Genomic DNA, 21,053 nt, shown 5'->3' with positions numbered 1-21,053 from the left:
ATCGTCATCACGCTCGGGATTCTATTTAAGCATGGTCTTCTCGGAAATCCGTGTCGCACTTTCCGGATCATGCCTGGCGTTTGCGTGAACGGGGCGTGCCATGGTCATGGCCAACAAGAAATCAGCAAAGACATCGGCCAAGTTCAGTTCAGAGATGTTCGCCGACGTTCCGGTCCTGCAACGCAAGTGGCAGGCCGCGGTTCGGCCCGGCGAAAAGCTGCCGCACTATGAGGACGTCATGCTCGGCAGTCTCGGCCGGCTCGCGGACCACATCGTCTTGTTGCGCGACGTCGATGGCGTGCTGTGCGCGTCCCACACCGGCCGCTACGTCCAGACCTGGCTGAACGACGATCGCTGGGACGTCCCGCTCAGTGTGCTGCCGCCGGATTGCGCCACCGCATTGACGGAAGCCGCCGCGAACGCGCGCGAGAACTGCCGGCCCTATCTCGCGTCGGCGCATTGCGTGCGCGACGGCCTGGTGCGGACCTTCGACGTGCTGGCGTTGCCGACGCGGTCGCGTTGGGGCGGCGTCCTGGTCGGTGTCTACGTCAACGAGCGCAATGCGCAGTACAACCTTCTCGACACGATCTTCTCGGCCGCCGACGAGGGCGTGCTGTCGCTCGCCGCGATCCGCAACGCGCGCGGCGAGCCGGCCGACTTTCAGATCGTGCATCTGAACCAGGGCGCGGCAAGATTGCTGATGCAGCCTGCGACGGAATTGCTGTGGCGCAGGCTCGGCGCAGGCGGCAACCCGCTTGCCGCGCCGCACGTCATGGGCCGCCTGCGCGCCTTCGTCGGCAGCGGTCCCGGCGGCCAGTTCGAGATCGACAGCGGCGATCGCTGCCTGCGGCTTGGCGTCACCGCGTTCGGCGACATGCTGTCGCTGACGGTTTCCGACGTCACCGCGCTGAAGCAGCGCGAGGTGTCGTTCCGCCTGCTGTTCGAGAACAACCCGATGCCGATGTGGGTGTTCGACGCCGGCACGATGGAATTCCTCAGCGTCAACGACGCCGCCGTCCAGCACTACGGATACAGCCGCGAGAGATTTCTCGGCATGACGCTGCGCCAGATCTGGCCGGAGGATGAGTGGGGCGTGCACAGCGCCGCCCTGCGCGAGATCGGCGATGTCTATCAATCGAGCCGCGACTGGCGGCATATCAGGGCCGATGGCACCGAGATCCATGTGCTGACCTTCGGACGCAGGGTGGCGTTCGAAGGCCGCGACGGCTATCTGGTCGCGGTGGTCGACATCACCGAGCGCCGCGCGGCCGAAGCGCGGATCGCACATATGGCGCACCATGACGGGCTCACGAATCTGCCGAACCGCGATTTCTACCAGGAGCGCCTGCGCGAGGCGCTGGAACGCAGCCGGTCGGGCAACAAGCGCGTCGCGGTGATGTGCCTCGACCTCGATCTGTTCAAGAACGTCAACGACTCCTTCGGCCATCCGATCGGCGACCGGCTGCTCAAGCTGGTGGCGGAACGGCTGCGCGAACTGGTCCGCGACGACAATGTGGCGGCCCGCCTCGGCGGCGACGAGTTCGCGATCGTGCTGGCCGCCGATGTCTCGCCGAACGAGGCGAGCGCTTTCGCCGAGCGGCTGATCGATGCCCTGAGCGCGCCGTACAACATCGACGGGCTCGAAGTCGTGGTCGGCGCCAGCGTCGGCATCGCGCTGTCACCGGGGGACGGTACGACGTCGGAAGAGTTGATGCGCAATGCGGACATGGCGCTGTACCGCGCCAAGTCCGAGGGCGGCGGCGTGCATCATTTCTTCGAGCCGGAGATGGATGAGCAGGCGCAGAAGCGCCGCGACATGGAACGCGATCTGCGGGCGGCGTTCACCAACGGCGAATTCGAGCTGCACTACCAGCCGCTGGTCGATATCGCGGCCGACCGCATCTCGGGTTTCGAGTCGTTGCTGCGCTGGCGGCATCCGCAGAAGGGGATGGTCTCGCCCGCGGAATTCATCCCGGTGGCGGAAGACATCGGCCTGATCGTCGCGCTCGGCGAATGGGTGCTGCGTGAAGCCTGCGCCGAGGCGATGAAATGGCCCGCCGACGTGAAAGTTGCGGTCAATTTGTCGCCGGTCCAGTTCCGCAGCCGCAATCTGGTCCAGGCCGTGATCTCGGCGCTGGCGCATTCCGGCCTGCCGGCGCGGCGGCTCGAACTCGAGATCACCGAATCGGTGTTCCTCGCGGAGACCGAGGCCAACCTGGCGATCCTGCATCAGCTGCGTGAACTCGGTGTCAGCATCTCGATGGACGATTTCGGTACCGGCTATTCCTCGCTGAGCTATCTGCGCAGCTTCCCGTTCGACAAGATCAAGATCGACCGCTCGTTCGTGAAGGATCTGGCGCGACGCTCCGATTGTCTCGCGATCGTGCGCGCGATCTCCGGCCTCGGGCGCAGCCTCAAGATCACCACGACCGCGGAGGGCGTCGAGACGACGGACCAACTCGACTGGCTGCGCGCCGAAGGCTGCAACGAGGTGCAGGGCTTCCTGTTCAGCGCGGCCAGGCCGGGGCACGAGATCGCCGCATTGCTGGCCGGCTTTGCCGAGCGCGCGTCGAAGGCGGCGTGAGCGTTCTCTCTGCTCTCCATGGCCGGGCTTGACCCGGCCATCCATCGGTCTCCGAAGAGACGTCTATCTGACGATGCGTCAGAATCGCGTCACGACATCCGACAGCGCAGGGCGCGGGCGATCCTCGCTCGGCTTGGTCGGCGTGCCGATATGGATCAGGCCGGCGAGCTTTTCGTCCGGCTTCAGGCCGAGGCCGTCGAGCACGTCGCGGTCGAAGGAATACCAGCCGGTCAGCCAGCAGGCGCCATAGCCGAGCGCGGTGGCCGCGGTGACGATGTTCATCGCGCTGGCGCCGGCCGACAGTTCCTGTTCCCACGGCGGCACCTTCGGATGCGGCTTGGTGAAGGAGACCACGCCGATCACCAGTGGCGCATCGGTCAGGCGCTTCTTCTCGACCTCGATGTCGGAGGCCGGCGCGCCGGGATTCTTCCGGGCAAACACCTTCGCGATCACGTCGCCGGCGCGGGCGCGGGCATCGCCCTCGAACACGATGAAGCGCCAGGGCGCGAGCTTGCCGTGGTCGGGCACGCGGGCGCCGATCGTCAAAATGGTCTCGAGCTCGGCCGCGGACGGGCCGGGGCCGGTCATCTCGCGCGGTTTCATCGAGCGGCGTGTCTTCAGAAGTTCAATGGCTTCGGGCACGGAAATGTCCTTCAGGGGGGAGTCGTGCCCCCAAGATGGGGACACGACCGGGCCAGTGAAAGCCAGTTTAGACCGATTGTGAGGTTCACGCGACGGATCGCGCCCGCTTCACGTCCGGCGGGGTCGCCTCGTCGACCAGCGCGGCGATCGCCTCGTCGGTCGGCATCACGGTCTGGCGCTCGCTGCCGAGCCGGCGCACCGAGACCGAATGGCTCTCGGCTTCCTTCTTGCCGACCACGAGCAGCGCCGGGATTTTGGCCAGCGAATGCTCGCGGACCTTGTAGTTGATCTTCTCGTTGCGCAGGTCGATCTCGACCCGAAGGCCAGCGCGCCGCGCTGCGGCCGCCACCACCTTGGCGTACTCGTCGCCTTCGGAGGTGATGGTCGTGACCACGAGCTGGGTCGGCGCCAGCCAGAGCGGGAAGTTGCCGGCATAGTGCTCGATCAGGATGCCGATGAAGCGCTCCATCGAGCCGCAGATCGCGCGATGCACCATGACGGGCGCCTTCTTGGAGCCGTCGTGATCGATGTAGAACGCGCCGAACCGCTCCGGCAGGTTGAAGTCGACCTGGGTCGTGCCGCACTGCCAGTCGCGGCCGATGGCATCGCGCAGCACGTACTCGAACTTCGGTCCGTAGAACGCGCCTTCGCCCGGGTTGATCTCGGTCCGGATCCGGTTGCTGCCGGTGGCCTTGATCTCGGACAACACGGTCGCCATCACGCGCTCGGCGTGATCCCACATCTCGTCGGTGCCGACCCGCTTCTCCGGACGCGTCGAGAGCTTGACCGTGAGCTCGCCTTCAAAGCCGAAATCGGCGTAGGTCGACAGGATCAGGTCGTTGATCTTGAGGCATTCCTCCGCGAGCTGCTCCTCGGTGCAGAACACATGGGCGTCGTCCTGGGTGAAGCCGCGCACCCGCATCAGCCCGTGCATCGCGCCCGACGGCTCGTAGCGGTGCACGACGCCGAATTCGGCGAGCCGCAAGGGCAGGTCGCGGTAGCTCTTCAGGCCATGCTTGAAGATCTGCACATGGCCCGGGCAGTTCATCGGCTTCAGCGCGAACCAGCGCTTGTCCTCGGCCTCGTCGCCGGCCGACTGCGCCGCGAACATGTTCTCGCGATACCAGTCCCAGTGGCCCGAGGTCTCCCACAGCACCTTGTCGAGGATCTGCGGGGCGTTGACCTCGTTGTAGTCGCCGAGCAGCCGGCGCCGCATGTAGGCGATCAGCTGCTGGAAGATGGTCCAGCCCTTGGGGTGCCAGAACACCACGCCGGGGCCTTCCTCCTGGAAGTGGAACAAGTCGAGCTCGCGGCCCAGCTTGCGGTGGTCGCGCTTCTCGGCTTCCTCGATCTGCTTGAGATAGGCGTCGAGGTCTTCCTGCTTGGCGAATGCGGTGCCGTAGATGCGGGTCAGCATCGGATTGTTGGAATCGCCACGCCAATAGGCGCCCGCCACCTTCATCAGCTTGAAGGAGTTGCCGACCTTGCCGGTCGAGGTCATGTGCGGGCCGCGGCAGAGATCGAACCAGTCGCCCTGGTAATAGATCTTGATCGGCTCGTTGCCGGGGATCGCATCGACCAGCTCGACCTTGAAGGCCTCGCCCTTGTCACGGAACACCTGTTTGGTCTTTTCGCGATCCCAAACCTCTTTCGTGAACGGCTTGTCGCGCGCGATGATCTCGCGCATCCGCTTCTCGATCGCGGCGAAATCTTCCGGGGTGAACGGCTCGTTGCGGAAGAAGTCGTAGTAGAAGCCGTTCTCGATCACCGGGCCGATCGTGACCTGGGTGCCGGGCCACAGCGACTGCACGGCTTCGGCGAGCACATGCGCGGCATCGTGCCGGATCAGTTCCAGCGCGCGCGGGTCTTCGCGGCCGATCAGCTCGATCCTGGCGTCGCTTTCAATGGGATCGTTGAGATCGGCAACCGTGCCGTCCAGCGCCATCGCGACGGTGCGCTTGGCGAGCGAGGGCGAAATCCCCTTGGCGATGTCGAGGCCGGTGGTGCCTTTGGCGAATTCACGCTTCGCCCCGTCAGGAAACGTCAGCGCGATCTTGTTCACGGGTTCGGCGGGCTTGAGGTTGGAGAGACTGTACTGGAATCCGGATTCGGATTTAGGCGTTTCTGTCATCGATGGCTCCTGGAGCTCACTCCTGCGAACGAGCGCAGGTAAGCGGAAAGCAGCGGTATAGCAGGGGATTTGACGCCTGCAATCCGGCAATATCAAGAAAATGCGGCCTCCGGCCGCAGCTTGCCGAGGAAGTTCGCCCGGCTCTGGCGGCTCCAATCGTTGCGACGATGCCGATCATCGTCTAACGTCGAAAGGCCGTTTTCCGCCATCGCACTATCTGCAAGGTTCATGTTTTCCCGTCTCCTGTTCTTTGTGGCGTTGCTTCTGGTCCCGGGCGTGCTGCGGGCGGAGGAAACACCGGTCGAGAAGGCCGGATTCGCGAAACGGCTGACCATCTATCTCGCCAAGGGTGCGGCGGGTGCGGCGAATGCCTGTGGTGCCGGTTGCGATCGCTGGATCGCGATTGAAGGCGAGATCGACCGCGATGCCGCGGCGCGGATTCGCCGCTTCCTCGCCGGCGTCAAGGATACCCAGCTTCCAATCTATGTTCATTCGCCGGGCGGCAATGTCGAGCAGTCCTATGCCATCGCGCGGCTGCTGCGTGCCCGCAAGGCGGCGATCCGGGTCGGCCGCACCAGCGTGCCGGCCTGTTCCACCGGTACGCAGGTCGATGCGGCCTGCCAAAAGATCAAAGCCGCGAAGGGCGAGGTCGAGGCCGAACTCGCCACGCGCAGCGCGATGTGCGTCTCGGCCTGCGCCTATCTGTTCCTGGGCGCGACCAGCCGCGAAGTGGCGCCTGATGCGGTGGTCGCAGTCCATAACTCCAAGCTGATGTTCGTGGTTCACGGACATCCGCCGCCGCAGGCCGTCGCGGATTTCAGGCGGCGCGAGATGGTCAGCGCCGATCGCGACCGCAACGCATTCCTGGCGGCGATGGGAATCAGCCATGAGCTCAGCGGCCTGATCCGATCGGTGAAGTTCGAGGACCTGCACGTGCTGACGCGGCCGGAACTCTATCGATTCGGAATCGACACCAGGGCGTTGCCGGAAACCTTGTGGGCGGTGGAGAAGGAAACGCGGCCCTATGTTCGCAAGATCGCGTTGGAGAAGAAGGGCGACGGCAGCGCGTACCGGATGATGGAGTGGCGCCTGTTCTGCGAGACCAGGGATCGCGGGCGGCTGATGTTCGTCCGCGAGTTCGACGAGGGCGCTGCGGGCAAGAGCACGGTGGTGATGATGGCCGGCGCCAGCAAGACCATCGCGTTGGGCAGGTCGCCGGCGCGGTTCGGCAAATACGAGGTCTGGAGCGATCCGGTGAACTCGGATACCGTCAAGGCGATGCTGGCGGTGCCGCATCTGCAGGTCGCAGAGAGCACGCCATCGGCCGACGCCAAACCTGACACCAAGCCTGGCCTCACCACATTCGACATCGACACGACGGGGCTGGAGCAGGGGTGGACGCAACTGTTGGCGTCGTGCCCGGCGGCGGCCGCTGCTCCGAAACCTGCGGGTTCGCCTCCGGCAGCGGTGTCGCCAAGCGTCAATGCGACGCCGGCGGCATCGCCGTCGCCATGAGCATGGGCGCCCTGACAATCAAGTGCCGCTTCGCTCAAGTGCCATGCATTTAGATGCAGTTGCATTGATCTTCGGGTCTGCTATCAACGGCGCGTGAAACGCTTCGCTCCCACTGCATTGATGTTCGGCAACATCGTCACCGGCTGCTCGGTGCTGGCGCCGGCTGGCATGCTCGCGGAATTGTCCGACCGGCTCGGCGTCACGATCCACGCCGCGGGTCTCCTGATCACCTTCGGTGCGATCGTGTTGTGCGTGGGGTCGCCGGTCACTGCGTGGCTGACCAGCCGGATCGAACGCCGCGCGTTGCTGACGGCGACGTTGCTGGTGCTGACATTGACCAATGCGGCATCGGCCTTCGCGCCTGACTACGACAGTCTGCTGATCATCCGCATGGTGATGCTCGCGATCGGCGTGCTCTACACGCCGCAAGCGGCCGGCACCGCCGCGCTGATCGTGCCGGTGGAGAAGCGCGGTAGCACGATCGCCTACGTCTTCCTCGGCTGGTCGCTGGCGGCTGCGATCGGGCTGCCATTGATCACCTTGATCGCAAGCCGCTATGGATTTCGGGTGACCTACGGCGCGATCGCACTGAGCGGGCTCGCGAGCTGCCTGCTGCTGTGGTGGCGGTTGCCCGGCGGATTGCACGGCGCGCCGGTCGATCTGAGGACCTGGGCCGATCTCGGCCGCAATCCGACCGTCATCCTGCTGCTGGCGATCACGACACTGCAAATGTCCGGCCAGTTCGTGGTGTTCACCTTCATGGGGCCGCTGCTGACCAAGCTGACCGGCGCCAATGCGGACGCCATCGGCATCGTGTTCGCGCTCTACGGCATTTTCGGGTTCGTCGGCATCGCAATCGCAACGCGCATCGTGGATTCCTGGGGCGCCTGGAAGACCTCGGTGCTGTTCACCGGACTGCTGCTCGCCGGCGTCGCGGGCTGGGCCTTGAGCGCCGGCGCCTATGCATTGATGGCCGCCTCGGTCGCGGTGTGGGGCCTGGGCTTCGCATCGACCAATTCGATGAAGCAGGTGCGCCTGGTCGGTGCAGCGCCGGCGCTCGCCGCGGCGTCGGTCTCGCTCAACACCTCGGTGCTGTATATCGGCCAGGCCATCGGCTCCGCGATCGGCGGCCTGCTGTTCGCGCGCGAATGGCTGTATGGTGCGGGCTATGTGGCCGCGGCCTTCGTCGCCGCGGCGCTTGCGGTCGTGGTCGTCACCCGGCCGCGACCGGCTGCGCGTGCCGCCGCGGCCGAGTAGGCCTTTCGCTTCGACGCCAGGAGGCTAGTCGGCGATCCGCGTCAGGACCGCCTTGAAGCTCACGCCGGGCCGCTGCAGCGCCTCGCCCTCGAAGTCGACCAGGTCGCCGTCCGCAGTGCCCTTCAGCATCAACGTGATCGCGTCGGTCCCGAACAGCGGCCGGAAAGCCGGATCTGGATTGTGCCGCTGGGTCGAGACCTTGACGTGAATGCCGTCACCACGGTCGGCGTAGTTGCCGACGAAGGCAAACGCCGAATTGCCGCCGCGGAGCTTGCCGTTTGTGGCGTAGAGCACACCGGCGCCGGTGCCATGGACGGTGTGAAATTCGAGCTTGTACAAGCCTTCGCGCAATGCCCACCTCCGGAAAAATGTTCGTCCCAATGCTCGCACCCTATGGGGCACGCCGGGCGCAAGCAATGCCGGGCATCGCAAAATCCCTCGGCGTTCATCACCGCGATGCCTGCGGAATCGGACTGGAGGCTGGCGCCCGAGCCCGTTGATTTGGCGGCGCAGCGGTCGCTGGTCGGGGCTCGCCGATAACCATTGCAGATCATTTCTACCTTTGATTGACGATATCAGGCCCCTATGCAAAACTGCCGCCGAAATTTCTGCTCGGTCAGGGGATACGATCGTGCATGTTGTTTTTTGCGCCATATTGATTGTCTTTTTCATTGCTTTGGACGGCTCGGCGGACACCGCGAAGGCGGCCGAGACCTTCAAGGACTGTTCAGTCTGCCCCACCATGGTCGGCTTGCCCCGTGGCAGCTTTCTCATGGGCACCAAGTCGGAGCAGTCTGACGCCAGGGCGCCGAAGGGCGAAGCCGCCGGAGCCGATCCCGCCAAGAGCGGAGGCGAGGACAACGAGCTGTCCGATGGCGACGACGAAGGACCGCCGCACAAGGTCGAGTTCAAGAAGCCGTTCGCGATCGGCCAATACGCGGTGACGCGTGGCGAGTTCGCGGCTTTCATCAAGGAGACCGGATACCGTCCTGAGGATTGCTTCACATTCCGCAGCGAGGACGTATCGAACATCGTGATCCCGCATGGGCTCAACTGGCGCAATCCCGGATTTGCACAGACCGATCGCGATCCGGTGGTGTGCGTGTCATTTGACGATGCGAAGAAATACGCGGCGTGGCTGGGCAAGAAGACGGGGAAACCCTATCGGCTGCCGACCGAGGCCGAATGGGAATATGCCGCCCGGGCCGGCACGACGACCCCGCGCTATTGGGTGGGCGACGATGCCGAGGTGTGCCGCCACGCCAATGTGCTCGACCGCGCGGCAGCGCAAACCTTCGGGACCGACAAGGACCACAAGGACGCGTTCATTCCATGTCTGGACGGTCACCTCTATACGGCGCCGTCCGGCTCATACCCGCCGAACCCGTTCGGACTCTACGACATGCTGGGGAACGTCTGGCAATGGGTCGAGGATTGTTACGTCGGCAGTTACAGGAATGCGCCTGCCGACGGCACTGCCGTGAAATCTGCCGGCGATAATGATGGCGACGGCAAGAGCAACGGCGACAGCGACCAATGCTCGACACGCGTGCTGCGCGGCGGATCGTGGGCGTCCGCCATGAACCAGGCCAGGTCGGCCTACCGCCATGGCGACGGCTCGCGCACCATTTTCTACGGCTTCAGGGTGGCCCGGCCGCTCTGAGGCTTTTCTGGAGCGGGCCCGCCGGCGCTTGCGCTCCCTCGACAAGTCGATTGCACCAGCCCGGTCAGGTTCGCGAGAGCAATGAAGATCAAATCGATGAAGTGGTCGGTCATTTCCAGGAACGGAGAGATGCTGCATTCCGCCGGTCAGGGGAGGCTGGGATGCGCAAGCTGAAGATCTTCGTCAGTTACTCTCACGCCGATACCGAGCCGCGTCCCAAGTCCGACAACAGCCGCCTCGGTCTCATCATGGAGGACCTCAAATACGAGTTGCGCTGCAACTCCGGGCGTCCGCGGTTCGAGGTGTTGCGCGACATCGACATCACCAGGGTGTCGGACAACTTCCGGGTGGAGATTGACAAGGCGATGGTCGCCTGTGACGTCGCGATCCTGTTCATCTCGGAGGAGTTCAGCCGCTCCGAGGAATGCGAAGCGGAATTCGCACGGTTGATCGAGCTCGGAAAGCCGCTGTTTCTGGTGGAAATCGAGCCGGTGTCGCTCAACGAGGACGAGGACCGCATCAGGAAGTATCGAAACGCGGTCAAGGACATCATCTTCGTCAAGTTCTGGGGGCCGGACCGCAACAAGAGGTCGGTGAGATACGGTTATCCATTGCCGAACGATACCGCGACCAGGGATGAGTATGGCGCGGCGCTCGAACAGGTCGTGGCAGGCCTCAAGGCGCGCGCCCTGATGCTGCCGCCGGAAGCCCCCAACGATCAGGATGCCCGGACCAACGACCAGTCGGATCAGACCGGCACGGCCGTCTTCGTTGCGTATCCGGCAACCGACGTCAAACCGGAAACGCAGCGGCTCGCCACCACGATGGAAGCGAACAAGCTCGTGGTCCGTGCATTCGATCCGGAGCTCGATGTTCGCGAAGGCGATACGTTCGCCGCCGCGTTCAAGCGCGCGCTGGCCAAATGCGACGCATACGTTCAGCTGCTCGGGGCTAGTCCGGGGAAGCTCGTGCCTGGATCCGATTTGCGCCTGGTCCGCGCCCAATGTGACATGGCTCGGCAGGCTGGCAAGCCGATATTCCTCTGGCGGTCGGCCAGCTTTGATGTCGAGGATCTCGAATCCGACTACGGCGCCTTTCTCAAGAGCATCAGCGATTGCCAGATCGGAAATTTCGTCGAGTTCGAGGAATATCTGTTGAAGAAGCTCGACGACCTTGCCGCGCAGCGGCGGTCCGACGAGCGTCGTGCCGGAAAATTTCGTGGCCGCAATCCTGCGGCGCCTTTTGTCGTCATCGACGCGGCGCGCCCCGACAGCGAACTCGCGCAGAAGATCGCCGACGCGCTGGCGGACCACGTCAACGTCGATCATCTCGACTACGACCTGACCGGACAGACGCTGGCGAACGCAGTCGCCGACAACAACGCCCTGATCCTCGCCTACGGCAAAAGCACCGAGGGACAGAAGCGGACCCAGGCGCATTTCAGGTTGATCCGGCGGCCGACGGGAGAGCTCAACGTCAGCCAGCTCGAGCTCGCGGTGGGGAATGGGGCGCCGCCCACGGCGCTGCCGTTCCCGCGCGGCCCGAACGTCCATGTGATCACCGTTACCGACCAGGTCGACAATGCCGAGATTTCGAGCTTCCTGGCGAAGCTCGGCGTCGTCATTGCCCAGCGCGAGGCGCGATAAGGTGGAACCCGGCGACACCAGCAGTCTTGAGCCTTACCCGGGATTGCGGGCGTTCCGGAAGGACGAGAGCGACATCTTCTTCGGTCGTGACGATCATATCAGCGAGATGATCGTCAAGCTTTCGAGCAGCCATTTCCTTTGCATCACCGGATCCTCCGGTTGCGGCAAGTCGTCCCTGGCGCGGACCGGGCTGATGAACCATCTGGAGGCCGGCTTCCTGTCTGGCCGGGGATCCGACTGGATCTTCTGCGACCTGCACCCGGGTAACAATCCGGTCGACAATCTGTTTCGCGGCATTGCCGATGCGGTTGTCGGCGAGGTCGAGGAGGATACCGGGGGCGGGACGGGCGAACGGTCGGCGCAGATCAGGGACTTTCTCGAGGGCCACGTCATCGCCCAGCGGCGCACCAGCGACCTGAACACGGTGCTCGATCTGGTCGCCGGGATCGGCACGCGCCCGATCATGATCCTGGTCGATCAGTTCGAGGAGTTGTTCCGCTATGCCCAGTCGGACTCCGAGGCGGCCGTCAACCTTGTCGACATATTGCTGAAGACGGCGGCGGCAAGCGGCAAGATCTATATCGTCATCACCATCCGCACCGACGAGTTGGAGAAGTGCTCGCGCTATCCCGGACTGGTGCGGCTGATCAACGACAGCCAGTTTCTCACGCCGGTGCTCGATCGCTACCAGATCCAGCAGGCGATCGAGGGGCCGATCACGCTGTGGGGCGGCCAGATCCTGCCGGACCTTTCGACATGGCTGCTGAACTGCCTCGAGGACGAACTCGACAAGCTTCCGCTGATGCAGCACGCGTTGCGGGTGCTCTACGCGGCGAAGACGTCGGCCGAAGGCCACAAGGACGTGATCATCGGGCTCGCCGACTTCGTCCAGGTCTTCGGCCTTCCCGAGAAGCTCGACCTGATGTCGGCGGAAGGGCGGCTTGCGCTGCGCCGTACCCTGTCGGATCGGTTGACGCGGCGTTACGATACCTTGCAGGATCGACTGAAGCCGGCGGCGCGGCAGGCATTTTGTGCGCTGACCGCGGTCGACAGCCGAAACCGTGACATCCGCCAGCCGCAAAAGCTCGGAACGCTCGCGAAGATCATCGGCGCCTCGGAAGAGGATACCCGCGCCGTCGTTCGCGCGTTCGTGACCCGCGAGGAGGCCTATCTTCGCTACGATCCTCATCTCGCCAGGGAAGACACCGTCGACGTCACCCATGAGTGCATCCTGCGCCTCTGGCAGCCATTGCAGGCGGAATGGCTGCTCGACGAGAAGAGATCGGGCGACAACATCATGTCGCTGGCGCGCCTGGCGCGCGACTGGAGCGGCGCCCCGGACAATCAATCGACCTTCGAGAGGTTGCTCGCACGGATCGCCCTGAAATGGGTCGCGCGTGGCCAGTACCAGTCATGGTTCGACAAGGCCCGTCCGAATTCGGACTGGGCGGCCCGCTATCTCGGCAATGTCGATTGGCCGGCGTCGCCCGACAGCAGCGCCCGGCGGATGGCGCCAGAGGCGATCTTCAAGTCGATCGTGGCGTTGCTGGACGCCTCGAAGCGGCAACAATGGCTGTTCGTGCTGACTTCGATCGTCCTCGTGCTTGGGATCCTGGCAGGCGTTTCGCTTGTGTCGTTGCAGATCATGAACGCCAAGGCCCGCGAGAGGGAAGTTGCCGAGCGGGAGAAGCTGAGGGCTGCGGCCAACCTGGCGGCCTGGAGCCTCCCGCCCGAATACACGCGCATTTCTCAAGTCAATACCGCACTCGAGGCGGTCTCCCTCGGCGAAGCCAGTTTCGGCGTCGTATGGAGCAAGTTGCAGCAGGTCTACGAACTGTATCGGTTCAGTGCCGCAGACGAGGTGCATGCCGCCGATTTTGCCGCCGATGGAAAATCGGTGCTTGCGATCGACAAGACCGGCATTCTGCATCAATGGGCGGTCACCACGGAACGGACCGTCTTGCGTGAGGTCGATTTCGGCCAGCGCGACCCTGACGGCAACCGGGCGCAGGGCCGATCGCTCGCCGTCTCGCCGCAAGGCGACGTCGCAGCGGTCGGATTCAATCAGGGGGCGGTCGTGCTGCTCGATCTGACGAGCGCGGATAATCGCTTCGATGCCCTGCAAATCAAGCGCGCGAACCCGCATGGTATCGACAGCGTTTTCAAGATCGTGTTTTCAGCCGACGGCATGCTGCTCGTGACGTCGTCGCGAGCGGGAAACATCGCGATCTGGGAGCGATCCCGGTCCGTGCCGGCGCAACCCGGCGGAGCGAAGGGGGGCGATCCGCTACGCTGGACCTTGAAGCAGGATATCGACCTGACGAAGACGCTCCCGCCGGCGGATATCTGGGCCGTCGACATCGATCGTGCCAAACAAACGATCGCGGTGGGGCTGGGAGACGGACGCATCTGCTTCCTGCGGCTCGATGACCTGGATCACCCGTTCTGTCCGGAGGAGTCGGCGAGGGGCAGGGTGAAGTCGGTCAAGTTTCTATCGGACAAGCCGATCCTGTTGTCTGCCGGCAACGACGCCAAGGTCACCATATGGGATGTCGACACGTCGTCGCGAACCGCGAAACCATTGCCGTTTGCACTTGAGCATGACAATGCCATTTGGGACCTCGACGTCAGTCCGGACGGCAGCCTGCTCGCGACCGCAGATTTTGATGGATCGGTGCGGGTCTATCAGACCGGCACCTGGCGTCTGCTGAACAAGATCGCTGCGGACACGTTCGCATCACGCAGCGGCTCGCGACGCCTACAGCCGGGAGTTTCGGCGGATGACCTGAATGCGTTGCGGACCGTCCGATTCAATTCTGCATCGACGATGTTGGTCACGTCGTCACTTGATCGCACCGCGCGGGTGTGGACGCCGCTGCTCGGCAGGGCGAACATCCCGGAACTGAGCTACCGTTTGCCGCCGGGCGACGACAAGCGGCCTCGACGTATCAATTCGGTCGCGCTCAATCCCTCCCGGGAAGAGGTCGCCTTTACCGACCGGGCCGCAGTCTATGTGAAATCCGTGGGCAAGTTGCCGAAGGCGCTTCCATCCGGCCGGTCGGACGGAGCGAGCCACCCGGCTCAGCCGAACTTCAACCAGGTGCTGTTCCAGTCACCGAACGTGATCATCGCAAGTGGCGTCGAGCCGCTGCTCACGGTTTGGACCAGGCGAGACGATGCCGAATGGGCGATCCGGACGATCGCCTTGCCCGGCGATCCCGTCCCGACCGGCCGCGGCGTCGCGATCAGTGCGTCCGGCGCCCTGCTGGCAGTCGAGCTGCGAAACGGCGAGGCGGCAAGCGTCATGCTGTGCCCATTGCGGGGAGACACACAGTGGAGCTGTCCAACGTCGAAGACCGGGGGGCTGTCGCTCGCTGCGAAGCTGCCGTCGAAACCGACCGACAAGGACTGCGCCTCGGCTGGTTCCGAAGTGCACATCGCAATGTCCGGCAGCGAGCATCTGGTCGCCGTCAGTGCGGGAATTTGTCCGATCGAGGTGTTCGACCTTCGCAATCGAGAGCAGCCGCGCTTCTACAGCGGCCATAGAGGAGACGTGAACTCTCTCGACTTCTCACCGGATGAGACGGCGCTGGTCGCATCGTCTCAATTCTACGACGTGGATATCTGGAACCTGGCGGGCGGCAAACCGAGGGATATCAATCATCACGGATCGCCCTATGTGACGTCGGCAAAGTTCTCACCATCGGGCAAATCGATCGTCAGCGTATCGGACGACAATTCATTGATCGTCACTGACGTGGCTTCGGGCCAACTGGTGACCAAACTGGACTATCGCAGCAGCTTGCTCGACCTGGCGGTGATCAAGACCGCACGCGGCACCCTGATGGCGACCGGCTCCGGCGCTGGCGACGTCGATGTCGCGCCATACTTCGAGAATGGCAACGACGTCATCTCGTATACGAAATCGGTCCTGCACGATATTTCGGCGCAATAGCGCGTTGCGCTGCCGTGGGGCGGGCACGGCCGTGACCTCAATGCGCCTCGATCTGGCGCGCCAACTCGTCATACTGGTCGGTGTCTCCGACGGTCTGGTCGTAGCAGGACGAACTGATCACCGGCTCGCCCGCCTTGAGCAGCTCCGTCACGGTGACGAAGTCGTAGCCCTGCTTCCTCAGGCTGGAAATGATGTCCGGCAGCGCATCGTCGGTGTACCAGCCGCGGCCGTTGGCATGAAACAGCACGATCGATCCCGGGTGCACATTGTCCAGCACCTTCTTCGTCATGGCGTCCGGGCGCTCCTTCCAGTCGGGATCGTCCGACGACACGTCCCACTGGATCGGCACGAGACCCTGCCGGCCAACGGTGGCGAGCGATCTGGAATCGCATGCTCCGTAGGGAAACCGGAACAGGCTCATCGATTTCGGAGCAATTTCGTCGGCCATCCCCCGGCGTCCGGGCACGGCGCATTTGCGTCCCTCGAGGTCCTGGCGGAGCTCGTCATAGGCCTGATCGGCTTTCCTGATCTCCTCCGCCGCGTCTGGACTGGACAACAGGCGCAGATTGCGATGCTCCCAGGTATGATTGCCGACTTCGAAGCGGGCATCCGAGATCAGCTGCTGGGCGCGCACCTTGTGCGTCATCATCCATTTGCCGCTCATGAAGAAGGTGGCCTTGACCCCGTGGTCCCGTAGGATGTCCACGATCTTGCCTTGATAACCTGCGACCTCATTGACGCCCTCGCACAAGTCGAAGGTCAGCGCGATCAGCTTCTTTCCGGGTGGCAGGCGGACACTGCGTACGCTGCCCAACGCGCGAGGTTCGGCCGGTGCGGCGTCGACCGAAGCGGGTTGCGGGAGCGGCGGCTCGATCCTCTCCTTGACGATGGTGTCTTCGCCGTCCCGCGCGGCCAGGTCCGCGGCAACCCAGCAGGCTTGCGGGGCATGCGTCGAGACCTGACCGTCTTCGGCGTACAGCGGCCGCGGGGCGAGCGACGGGCTCGATATCGCCAGGACAATCGTGATCAAACTTCTTGTGAACATGGTCGCGCTCGAAAACGATGTCCGGATATGAAGCCTGGCGTGTAGACAGGACCCAGCCGCAGGCAGAAACAGACGGATTCGTAACGGGATCACTGCAAATTTTACGGCAACCTGCGGTATAATCCAACATCAATCATGCGTTGCCCTCGAGCGGCATGCGGGCCTGCACCATCCTGTGAAGCGGCCCGATCATCGCGTCTGGAGTTGAAATGAGAATATCGTTGTCCGTTGCCATCGTGGCGCTGGCCCTGGTGCTGTTGGCGCCGGCGGTGCGGGCTGCCGAAGTGACGGCGAATGATACGGCGCGCTTCCTTGCCGGCTTGCAGCCCTCAGCCAATTCGCCGTTGCTGCGGTTGACGACGGATCCCGCCTGGCAGCGCCACGCGCAGTTCTTCGACACGGCGTTCGCTCAGCTCGAACAACAGCAATTGTCCCGGATCCGGAACTGGTCCGGCGCCAATCTCCCCGCGGCGAGGCCGACCATGTTCTACATGTTCGCAGGACCGGACTTCCTCTACGCCAATGCGTTCTATTCCGGTGCCACGACCTATGTGCTGAGTGGCCTGGAGCCGACCGGCGCTGTATCCGATCTGACCTCGTTGCCGTCCGACACCGTCGCCGTCGCGCTCGACAGCGTCGAGCGCTCGCTGTGGTCGCTACTGAATTTCTCCTTCTTCGTTACCAGGCAGATGAAGACCGACCTCGATGTCGCCGAGGTCAGCGGCACCCTGCCGATCCTCTATGTGTTCCTCGCGCGCTCCGGCATGACGATCCGCGACGTCAAGCCGGTGGCGCTCGATGCCAATGGAGCACTCACCGTTGGAGGCAACGAGTTGGCGAGCAGCAAGGCGCGCGGCACGCGCATCGTGTTTGCCGGCGCCGATGGCGTCGAGAAGACGCTGTATTATTTCTCGACCGATCTCTCCAATTCCGGCCTGAAGGCGAGCGGTTTCCTGAAGTTCTGCGCAACGCTTGCGCCCGGTGACAGCCTGATCAAGAGCGCCTCCTATCTGATGCACCTCGGCGACTTCTCGACGGTCCGCAAGTTCATCCTCGCCAACAGCGCGACCATCATCCAGGACGATTCCGGAATTCCGCTGGCGCAATACAGCCCGAAGATGTGGCGGTTCGCGCCGTTCGGCCGCTACCTCGGTCCGATCGACAAGTTTCCGGGCCTCTATCAGCAGTCCTATGCCGAGCTGTTCAGCCGCGCGCGGCCGATCGATTTCGGCATCGGCTATCGCTGGCGGCCGAATGAATCGAACCTGCTGCTGTCGGTGAGATTGCCCGGCGACGGAACGACCGCAGAAGCGCTGCCGCCAGGCGAGCAGGCGCCCGCGCTTTCACCGAGCCCGAAGCCGCGCAAACCTCGTCCGCCGAGACCGCAGCCGTCCGACGATTTCTGGGGCTCGCGCTAGAGCCGCGTCACCACCTCACGCTCTGGCTGGGCACGATGAACGCCGTCGTGCTCGGCTTGCTGGGACTGTGGGTGAAGTAGCCGTAGGCGGCGACGATCACGACGAGCAGGGCAAGCACCGCCAGCAAATCGATCTGCCGGGGATCGTGACCGTTGTGGCTGATTTTCCAGCGCATCGTTGTTTCCTCCCCAGGGGGTAGCAAGGGGGCACCGAAACAACGCGCCAAGTATCGCCACAGTTCCGCCGGGCAGCAATGCGCGCCACTTTTGGAAGCGCCGCAGCAATCATCAATTGTCGTTGACGCCACGCCAGCGGCCGTAGCGCCAGGGCAGATACCAATGTGCGCCCGGCGGCTTTGCCGCAGGCACGTTGTCGATTCCCGATGTGCCCCAGGGCCGGCAGCGCAGCAGCCGCGCCAGCGTCATCCACCCACCGCCCCACAAGCCGAATCGCTCGATCGCCTCATCGCCGTAGACCGAGCAGGTCGGCAGGTGCCGGCAGTTGTAGCCAACCAGCGGCGACAGCGTATGCCGGTAGATCCAGATCAGGGCGCGCCCCAGATTGCGCGGCAGGCGGCGCATGCCGGTGGCACATTCCGTGCATCGTGTGGCGTGTGACGTCGAATGATCTGTCGGGTGCATCGCGCAATCATGTACGTAGTCTTGCGGGGGTTCCAAGCCGCGGAACCGTGCTGCTGCGGATATTTACGCCACAGTTCGCAATTATCCCACCGCGCAGGGTGGCGCTGCAGCAAGGGTCCTATGGACGCTCCAGGTCAGCAAGGCTACCGTTCCCATAACGCGCCGATGACAGAATCGTGGCGTATTGCCGATGGGGCCGTAGCCAACGCCTGCACCGTCAGGGGCTTGGGGGAAGGAACCAAATTGAGGCTCGTCAAGTCGCTCTCGTTGCGCAGTTTGGCGCTGGTCGGCGCAACTGCGCTTTGCTTTGCAGTATCCGGTACCGTCACCACGGCGGGGAGTTCCGCGCAGGCGAGTTCGACGCTCGAAGAACGCAAGCTGCCGATGAAGTTCAGCTGGATTGCCTGCCAGCCGAATTGCCGCGGATGGGTATCGGCGGTCGGTATCATCACGGCGGATAGTCCCAAGGATTTCGACGAATTCGCACGCGGTCGCCAACTCAGCGGCGCCACCATCGTGCTCGACTCCAGCGGTGGCTCGGTCAACGACGCGATCACGCTCGGCCGCCGCTTCCGTGGTCTCGGGGCGCTGACGACGGTCGGCACCAGCGTCGTCAGCCAGGCGGCGCAGGGCGACCGTGCGAGCGTTTTGCCCGATGCCTATTGCGAGTCGATGTGCGTGTTCCTGCTGCTGTCGGGCAAGACCCGCTACGTGCCGCCGGCCGCGCACGTCCGTGTGCATCAGATCTGGATGGGCGACCGCGCCGACGATGCCAAGGCCGCGAGCTACACCGCGCAGGACCTGATGATCGTCGAGCGCGATATCGGCCGTCTTGCCAAATACACCTTCGATATGGGCGGCGCCGGTGAGCTGCTGTCGCTCGCGCTCAGCGTGCCGCCGTGGGAAGACCTGCACGAATTGTCGGCGGCCGAACTGCGGCTGACCAATCTCGTCACCACCGATGCGGTCGCCGACGTGCTGCCGCGTCAGGACGATGCGATCCCGGTCGCTGAGGCAAAGCCGAAGAACAGCGATCGCTTCCTGAGCAGCGCGGTGGAAGGCGAATTGCAGCCGCAGGTCGCGAAGGCGACCAAGACCGCCGAGGCCGTGGTGCCGACCGGCGGCACCGCCGCGCCGGCGCAGGTCCAGCCTTCGCAGTGACTGCCTAGGCCGGTTGTTTCGTCTTGGCCTCGATCTGCCCGATGGCATCGACCACGGCGTCGAAGGTCAGCAGCGTCGAGGCGTGGCGGGCCTTGTAGTCGCGCACCGGCTCGAGCAGCGCGATGTCGGCCCATTTGCCGCCCTGCGGGGGCTGGCCATTTTCCTTCAGCATCTTGCGAACGGTCTCGCGCAGTTCGCGCAGCTCGTCGGCGGTCGAGCCCACCACGTGGCTCGCCATGATCGAGGACGAGGCCTGGCCGAGTGCGCAGGCCTTCACGTCATGGGCGAAGTCCGTCACCACGGGGCCATCCATCTTGAGGTCGACCTTGACGGTCGAGCCGCACAATTTGGAATGGGCGGTGGCGCTGGCGTCGGGGTCCGCGAGCCGTCCGAGGCGCGGAATATTGCCGGCCAACTCGATGATCCGCTTGTTGTAAATGTCGTTCAGCATGGGGACAGGTGCCTGGTTCCGGCCGCGCCGGGCGCTCTTGGCGGCTGGGTTTCATCGTCCTATATATGAACGGCAGCGCCGGAAACATAGTCCGGCCATGCCGCCGCCGCGGTCCACTTTCGCCGGGGCGGTGCTACAAAGATGGGACTCAGGCGCCCGGCGGTTCGACGATCCGCCCCGTCTGCCCGGTGACACATCCGGCCCGAGGGCAGTGCCAGGGCCGGTCGAACGGAGAAGACATGGACGCCTTGATCAAATCGATTCGCCCCAACAAGCCAACCGACGCGAAGTCCGCCGAGCTCGATCCTTCCGAGTTCATGGGGGCTGCGGTCCGTGCCGACCAGCCGCGCCCGTCGCGGGCCGAGGCCGAGCAGGCCGTGAAGACGCTGCTCGCCTATATCGGCGAGAACACCAATCGCGAGGGCCTGCTCGACACGCCGCGTCGTGTCGTCGAGGCTTATGACGAGCTCTATCAGGGCTACCATCAGGCGCCGGCCGAGGTGCTGAACCGGACCTTCGGCGAGACCGCCGGCTACGACGACTTCGTGCTGGTCCGCGACATCGAATTCACCTCGCAGTGCGAGCATCACATGATGCCGTTCTACGGCAAGGCGCATATCGCCTATACGCCGGTGGAGCGCGTCGTGGGCCTGTCCAAGCTGGCGCGGCTCACCGACATCTTCGCCCGCCGCCTGCAGACCCAGGAGCATCTCACCGCGCAGGTCGCGGCCGCGATCGACGAGATCCTGAAGCCGCGCGGCGTTGCGGTGCTGATCGAGGCGGAGCATACCTGCATGTCGGTGCGCGGCGTCGCCAAGCACGGTGCATCGACCTTCACCAGCCGCTTCACCGGCATGTTCCGCGACAATCCGGCGGAGCAGCAGCGTTTCCTGTCCCTGGTGCGAGGACCGAACCGGTAACCTCGCGTTTTCTCGAGCGAGGTT

General features: G+C 64.2%; 17 protein-coding genes. 9 read left to right on the top strand and 8 right to left on the bottom strand.

The window, feature by feature from the left end; translation table 11 throughout:
• Positions 1-100: 100 nt before the first annotated feature.
• Positions 101-2,584, top strand: a complete 2,484-nt coding sequence (locus tag CWS35_RS29660) for a bifunctional diguanylate cyclase/phosphodiesterase (RefSeq protein ID WP_100955114.1) — start codon at positions 101-103, stop codon at positions 2,582-2,584.
• A gap of 78 nt (positions 2,585-2,662) precedes the next feature.
• Here CWS35_RS29660 and CWS35_RS29655 read toward each other — a convergent pair whose 3' ends face one another.
• From CWS35_RS29655 to CWS35_RS39200, 3 genes are all read right to left on the bottom strand, one after another.
• On the bottom strand, positions 2,663-3,226 hold the full coding sequence (locus CWS35_RS29655) for a nitroreductase (RefSeq protein ID WP_024582436.1): 564 nt from the start codon (positions 3,224-3,226) through the stop codon (positions 2,663-2,665).
• 85 nt (positions 3,227-3,311) lie between these two features.
• Positions 3,312-5,357, bottom strand: coding sequence for a threonine--tRNA ligase (gene thrS / locus CWS35_RS29650; protein WP_100955113.1), 2,046 nt, complete (start codon positions 5,355-5,357; stop codon positions 3,312-3,314).
• Between the two features lie 92 nt (positions 5,358-5,449).
• Positions 5,450-5,587, bottom strand: a complete 138-nt coding sequence (locus CWS35_RS39200; protein WP_157817278.1) for a hypothetical protein — start codon at positions 5,585-5,587, stop codon at positions 5,450-5,452.
• On the opposite strand from CWS35_RS39200, the gene CWS35_RS29645 reads away from it, so the two are divergent.
• Positions 5,586-6,872, top strand: a complete 1,287-nt coding sequence (locus tag CWS35_RS29645; protein ID WP_100955112.1) for an ATP-dependent Clp protease proteolytic subunit — start codon at positions 5,586-5,588, stop codon at positions 6,870-6,872. The genes CWS35_RS39200 and CWS35_RS29645 overlap by 2 nt on opposite strands.
• Before the next feature lie 120 nt (positions 6,873-6,992).
• Positions 6,993-8,129 carry an MFS transporter gene (locus tag CWS35_RS29640; protein WP_100955111.1) on the top strand — a complete coding sequence of 379 codons (1,137 nt, stop codon included), beginning with the start codon at positions 6,993-6,995 and terminating at the stop codon, positions 8,127-8,129.
• Positions 8,130-8,153: 24 nt separating this feature from the next.
• Here CWS35_RS29640 and CWS35_RS39685 read toward each other — a convergent pair whose 3' ends face one another.
• Positions 8,154-8,480, bottom strand: a complete 327-nt coding sequence (locus CWS35_RS39685) for a GrlR family regulatory protein (protein ID WP_168226399.1) — start codon at positions 8,478-8,480, stop codon at positions 8,154-8,156.
• A 211-nt stretch (positions 8,481-8,691) separates the two neighbouring features.
• Here CWS35_RS39685 and CWS35_RS29630 point away from each other — a divergent pair, with 211 nt between their 5' ends.
• The 3 genes from CWS35_RS29630 (at position 8,692) to CWS35_RS29620 (ending at position 15,393) form a co-directional block, all read left to right on the top strand.
• Entirely contained in the window at positions 8,692-9,792 is a 1,101-nt protein-coding gene (locus tag CWS35_RS29630; RefSeq protein WP_168226398.1) for a formylglycine-generating enzyme family protein, read from the top strand.
• Between the two features lie 161 nt (positions 9,793-9,953).
• Positions 9,954-11,438: a toll/interleukin-1 receptor domain-containing protein gene (locus tag CWS35_RS29625; protein ID WP_024582429.1), complete on the top strand. Its 1,485-nt coding sequence runs from the start codon at positions 9,954-9,956 to the stop codon at positions 11,436-11,438.
• A gap of 1 nt (position 11,439) precedes the next feature.
• A complete protein-coding gene (locus CWS35_RS29620; RefSeq protein ID WP_168226397.1) occupies positions 11,440-15,393 on the top strand; it encodes a hypothetical protein in 3,954 nt (1,317 codons plus the stop codon).
• A 37-nt stretch (positions 15,394-15,430) separates the two neighbouring features.
• Here CWS35_RS29620 and CWS35_RS29615 read toward each other — a convergent pair whose 3' ends face one another.
• Entirely contained in the window at positions 15,431-16,438 is a 1,008-nt protein-coding gene (locus CWS35_RS29615; protein WP_100955108.1) for a polysaccharide deacetylase family protein, read from the bottom strand.
• 209 nt (positions 16,439-16,647) lie between these two features.
• On the opposite strand from CWS35_RS29615, the gene CWS35_RS29610 reads away from it, so the two are divergent.
• Positions 16,648-17,856, top strand: coding sequence for a hypothetical protein (locus CWS35_RS29610; RefSeq protein ID WP_245438737.1), 1,209 nt, complete (start codon positions 16,648-16,650; stop codon positions 17,854-17,856).
• A gap of 7 nt (positions 17,857-17,863) precedes the next feature.
• On the opposite strand, the gene CWS35_RS39680 is transcribed toward CWS35_RS29610, so the two are convergent.
• Positions 17,864-18,031, bottom strand: coding sequence for a hypothetical protein (locus CWS35_RS39680; protein ID WP_168200240.1), 168 nt, complete (start codon positions 18,029-18,031; stop codon positions 17,864-17,866).
• Between the two features lie 112 nt (positions 18,032-18,143).
• On the bottom strand, positions 18,144-18,497 hold the full coding sequence (yidD, locus tag CWS35_RS29605; RefSeq protein ID WP_100955106.1) for a membrane protein insertion efficiency factor YidD: 354 nt from the start codon (positions 18,495-18,497) through the stop codon (positions 18,144-18,146).
• A gap of 243 nt (positions 18,498-18,740) precedes the next feature.
• On the opposite strand from yidD, the gene CWS35_RS29600 reads away from it, so the two are divergent.
• Positions 18,741-19,658 (top strand): hypothetical protein, encoded by a 918-nt coding sequence (locus CWS35_RS29600; RefSeq protein WP_168226396.1) that lies wholly within the window; start codon positions 18,741-18,743, stop codon positions 19,656-19,658.
• 4 nt (positions 19,659-19,662) lie between these two features.
• Here the strand turns inward: CWS35_RS29600 and CWS35_RS29595 are convergent, their stop codons facing one another.
• On the bottom strand, positions 19,663-20,109 hold the full coding sequence (locus CWS35_RS29595; protein WP_100955105.1) for an iron-sulfur cluster assembly scaffold protein: 447 nt from the start codon (positions 20,107-20,109) through the stop codon (positions 19,663-19,665).
• A 239-nt stretch (positions 20,110-20,348) separates the two neighbouring features.
• On the opposite strand from CWS35_RS29595, the gene folE reads away from it, so the two are divergent.
• Positions 20,349-21,029, top strand: a complete 681-nt coding sequence (gene folE, locus CWS35_RS29590) for a GTP cyclohydrolase I FolE (RefSeq protein WP_024582422.1) — start codon at positions 20,349-20,351, stop codon at positions 21,027-21,029.
• Positions 21,030-21,053: the final 24 nt, after the last annotated feature.

Origin of the sequence: Bradyrhizobium sp. SK17, from assembly GCF_002831585.1 — a bacterium.
Lineage (GTDB): Bacteria > Pseudomonadota > Alphaproteobacteria > Rhizobiales > Xanthobacteraceae > Bradyrhizobium.
The sequence above is the reverse complement of the archived record's forward strand: the minus strand, read 5'-3'. Positions and strand labels throughout refer to the sequence as shown.

What these genes read in the sequence shown, in the direction of transcription:
- CWS35_RS29660 (WP_100955114.1), top strand. Translation starts at nt 101, where the DNA reads ATGGTCATGGCCAACAAGAAATCAGCAAAGACATCGGCCAAGTTCAGT.
- thrS (WP_100955113.1), bottom strand. Translation starts at nt 5,357, where the DNA reads ATGACAGAAACGCCTAAATCCGAATCCGGATTCCAGTACAGTCTCTCC.
- CWS35_RS29645 (WP_100955112.1), top strand. Translation starts at nt 5,586, where the DNA reads ATGTTTTCCCGTCTCCTGTTCTTTGTGGCGTTGCTTCTGGTCCCGGGC.
- CWS35_RS39200 (WP_157817278.1), bottom strand. Translation starts at nt 5,587, where the DNA reads ATGAACCTTGCAGATAGTGCGATGGCGGAAAACGGCCTTTCGACGTTA.
- CWS35_RS29640 (WP_100955111.1), top strand. Translation starts at nt 6,993, where the DNA reads ATGTTCGGCAACATCGTCACCGGCTGCTCGGTGCTGGCGCCGGCTGGC.
- CWS35_RS29625 (WP_024582429.1), top strand. Translation starts at nt 9,954, where the DNA reads ATGCGCAAGCTGAAGATCTTCGTCAGTTACTCTCACGCCGATACCGAG.
- CWS35_RS29615 (WP_100955108.1), bottom strand. Translation starts at nt 16,438, where the DNA reads ATGTTCACAAGAAGTTTGATCACGATTGTCCTGGCGATATCGAGCCCG.
- CWS35_RS29610 (WP_245438737.1), top strand. Translation starts at nt 16,648, where the DNA reads ATGAGAATATCGTTGTCCGTTGCCATCGTGGCGCTGGCCCTGGTGCTG.
- CWS35_RS39680 (WP_168200240.1), bottom strand. Translation starts at nt 18,031, where the DNA reads ATGCGCTGGAAAATCAGCCACAACGGTCACGATCCCCGGCAGATCGAT.
- yidD (WP_100955106.1), bottom strand. Translation starts at nt 18,497, where the DNA reads ATGCACCCGACAGATCATTCGACGTCACACGCCACACGATGCACGGAA.
- CWS35_RS29595 (WP_100955105.1), bottom strand. Translation starts at nt 20,109, where the DNA reads ATGCTGAACGACATTTACAACAAGCGGATCATCGAGTTGGCCGGCAAT.
- folE (WP_024582422.1), top strand. Translation starts at nt 20,349, where the DNA reads ATGGACGCCTTGATCAAATCGATTCGCCCCAACAAGCCAACCGACGCG.